General features: G+C 43.5%; 5 protein-coding genes. 3 read left to right on the top strand and 2 right to left on the bottom strand.

What is annotated here, in order from left to right; translation table 11 throughout:
• On the top strand, window positions 1–353 hold a 353-nt coding region (locus tag H1S01_RS19825), incomplete at its 5' end, for a toprim domain-containing protein (RefSeq protein WP_188042114.1).
• Here the strand turns inward: H1S01_RS19825 and H1S01_RS19820 are convergent.
• Together H1S01_RS19820 and H1S01_RS19815 are read right to left on the bottom strand one after the other, a co-directional pair.
• Window positions 330–689, bottom strand: coding sequence for a hypothetical protein (locus H1S01_RS19820; protein ID WP_188042113.1), 360 nt, complete (start codon window positions 687–689; stop codon window positions 330–332). The two genes, H1S01_RS19825 and H1S01_RS19820, sit on opposite strands and share 24 nt — an antisense overlap.
• A 57-nt stretch (window positions 690–746) precedes the next feature.
• Entirely contained in the window at window positions 747–1,172 is a 426-nt protein-coding gene (locus H1S01_RS19815) for a helix-turn-helix domain-containing protein (RefSeq protein WP_188042112.1), read from the bottom strand.
• Between the two features lie 190 nt (window positions 1,173–1,362).
• Here H1S01_RS19815 and H1S01_RS19810 point away from each other — a divergent pair, with 190 nt between their 5' ends.
• Window positions 1,363–1,965, top strand: a complete 603-nt coding sequence (locus H1S01_RS19810) for a sigma-70 family RNA polymerase sigma factor (RefSeq protein WP_188042111.1) — start codon at window positions 1,363–1,365, stop codon at window positions 1,963–1,965.
• Window positions 1,966–2,019: 54 nt separating this feature from the next.
• Window positions 2,020–2,700: a hypothetical protein gene (locus H1S01_RS19805; RefSeq protein ID WP_188042110.1), complete on the top strand. Its 681-nt coding sequence runs from the start codon at window positions 2,020–2,022 to the stop codon at window positions 2,698–2,700.
• Window positions 2,701–2,901: the final 201 nt, after the last annotated feature.

Genomic DNA, 2,901 nt, shown 5'->3' with positions numbered 1-2,901 from the left:
ATATGCCCGCTAAGGCGTATCTGGTGGAAAGCGAAATCGACGCAATGACCTTATGGCAAATGGACTGTCCGGCGATAGCGATTGGCGGGGCGAACCTAAGCGAGCGTCAACGGACGTTGCTCCTTCAGTCGCCGATTCAGCACGTAATACTGGCTACCGATAACGATCTTGCGGGACAACGTATTGCCCAAAGCGTATGGCAGCAGTTGAACGGGTATTTATCCATTACGCAACTTCAATTACCAGAACATGTGAAAGACGTAAATGAGTTGAGTCGTACAGAGTTAGAATGGGTAATCCAGAAAGAGAAAAACTTATTGATTTGGAACTCAGTGCTCCACCCGAACATCTAGGTAAATAACAACAAGGATTACAAAAATAATGAATCCAATAAAACCGAAGAATAATTTATTTGCCCGATGGATGTCCGCATCTCGAATCCACTTTCTTGGATTGAGCACATGCCAAACGAGTCCAATAATTAAGTCCACGCCTTCAATGGTCGTTTTTGGATTCACGATGACTTTTCCATCAATGTTTTTGACAAACTGTACACGGTTCAATGTGGAATCCCAGGTAACAAACGTGAGTAAATAGCCGATAAAAAATGTCCAGACAATAATGGAAGCAATAGCAACCAGAATATTGGTTGATATGTCTTCCGCTCGGATGAAGTTTTCCCGACCCATGAATTGAACCAAACCTTGAATCATAAACAGAGGGATATGTCTTCACCCCCTTTACGTTCATTTATCATTCTCTCCTTCACGAATCCGTTTATTCATCACTTGTATTACCTCATCATACATTTCCTGTTTAATATCATCCGTTATATTGGGAATTCTCCGGATTTCGGCAAACAACCTGGCAACATGCGGATGTGCTTCTAATTCACGTTGCGCTTCCACAGATATCTTTCCGTATTTGGCAAATAAATCGTCAACATCCACTTGGTAATATTCCGCAAGACGTTGAATGAAGTCATCACTGGGGGTTTTTACTCCGCGTTCCAGTTCAGAAAGGTATTGTACGCTACTGTTCAATTCTTTGCTCAACTTTGACAATGATAGGCCTATTTTCTTTCGTAATGTTCGCAAATATATTCCGGCTTCTGCCATGCGACGAAGCTCTTGGGTACGTTTCTCAATTTCGATCTCGTTTTCATGCTCCATCATTGTTGCTCCTGAATCGATGTCTTAGAGGCGATATCGCCTGTAGTTTGCCTGCTCATCGTCGTAAGTATGTCTGCACTTCGGCAGATAGGAATGAAGTACCAAAAGAAAATCGGTCACAAAGCCGTATTTTTTACCCATGTATATAGTGTAGGGCTAAAAGAACCTACCGAAAGGAGAGGAACTCGTCGTGAATCTACCCGATAACGAAACCGTAAATCAACTGGCCCTTCGATATGCAAAGCGTAGAGAAAGAGACGATTTCGAACAGTTGTACCGGATTCTCGACCCGGTTGTTCAACGAGAAGCCGAGAAGCAACACCAATTCACGAGCATCCCAAAAGACGACTATGTAAGTAACTTTATGGAATCCTTGTGGAGAGCCGCGAAAGAGTACAACGGGGATAGCCATTTTATGCAACGCTTTTATCATCTCATGGAACAGGCATCATTTAAGTTAGAGCGATATTATCAAAGTAAAAAACGGGATATCCAGCGGACCACATCATTGGACCAGCCGAGTGGTGATGAAAATAACAGTTTATATGAAGTCCTTCCTGATACTTTTATCTTTGAAGAATACGTGACCACCCAAGACGAAATAAAAAAATCGCTCGATGGTTTTCGCACAACCAACGAGCGAGATAGTAAAGTGATCGACATGCTTCAATTCGGTTGTACCAATTCGGAAATTGCTGAATCTCTGGGAGGACGCTATTCCGAAGATCGTATACGGAAACGGGTACAACGAGCCAGAGATCGATTCAAAGAATTTCTTGAATCTGCGGCTTAATTACCATTATAGCAACAATTCTAATAGTAATAAATCATTGGAGGCTAAAACTTCATGGGTATTATCACAGCAAAAGGCAAGGCTGCCAAGGAATCGGCGAACAAGAAAAATTCACAGATTGATTTCAAAAAGGTCTATATTCGGTTGAAAGACGGCGACTCCGTTCGAGTTCGATTATTGACGCCTGAAGATTATGTGGAATACCGGGCACATGGTTTGTATTCGCAGGGTATCTTTACTCAACCGTGCATTCATCCTGCCGGTCAGAAATGTGCTCATTGTGAGGCCGGTCATTCGGGAGTAGAGGAATATCAAGGTCTACGTGCTCGAAAACGATACCTTTTTGCCATGGCGGATATTGATGATGGCAGTATCCGAGTATTCGATGCCAGCAAGGGACAAGCCCAAGGAGTCATTGAAACGATCGAGCAGTATACGGAGGATTTGCGAGATCTCGCTTTTGTCTTCAAACGTACCGGTACTAAGGTGGACACCAATTTTACACTGAATCCCATCATTAAAATGAAACCAGAAGATCGAGAGAAATTCAATAAATTCGATGGAGCTACGGTGGAAGATAGTTTTTACGAAACGGTACTACAGCCACGCAGCAGACAACAGCAAATCGAAGAGTTGCAAAAAGCGGGGTTCCCCGTGGAAAAATTCTTTGCCAAGGAGCTCCCCGATGCCGATGTGAAACCCATTGATGACAACGAACCCGAGAATGTGTTCTAGGGGAGGGGGCGGTATTTCCGCCTTCTCTTAGGTCAAGGAGGTGAACAGCGTTAAACTTCATATTGCCATTGATCAGCCGAAAGAAACTGATGCCATGAAACGGATTCATGATGCCCAATTCAAAAAAGAGATGGCAAAGCGAGAACCGACGTGGGAAGAAGTCTGGTTCACTGGATGGGTGCGGCCATCCGGTAAATTACA

The sequence above is a fragment of the Heliobacterium chlorum genome (genome assembly GCF_014502795.1).
GTDB lineage: Bacteria > Bacillota > Desulfitobacteriia > Heliobacteriales > Heliobacteriaceae > Heliobacterium > Heliobacterium chlorum.
The sequence above is the reverse complement of the archived record's forward strand: the minus strand, read 5'-3'. Positions and strand labels throughout refer to the sequence as shown.

What these genes read in the sequence shown, in the direction of transcription:
- H1S01_RS19805 (WP_188042110.1), top strand. Translation starts at nt 2,020, where the DNA reads ATGGGTATTATCACAGCAAAAGGCAAGGCTGCCAAGGAATCGGCGAAC.
- H1S01_RS19820 (WP_188042113.1), bottom strand. Translation starts at nt 689, where the DNA reads ATGGGTCGGGAAAACTTCATCCGAGCGGAAGACATATCAACCAATATT.
- H1S01_RS19815 (WP_188042112.1), bottom strand. Translation starts at nt 1,172, where the DNA reads ATGGAGCATGAAAACGAGATCGAAATTGAGAAACGTACCCAAGAGCTT.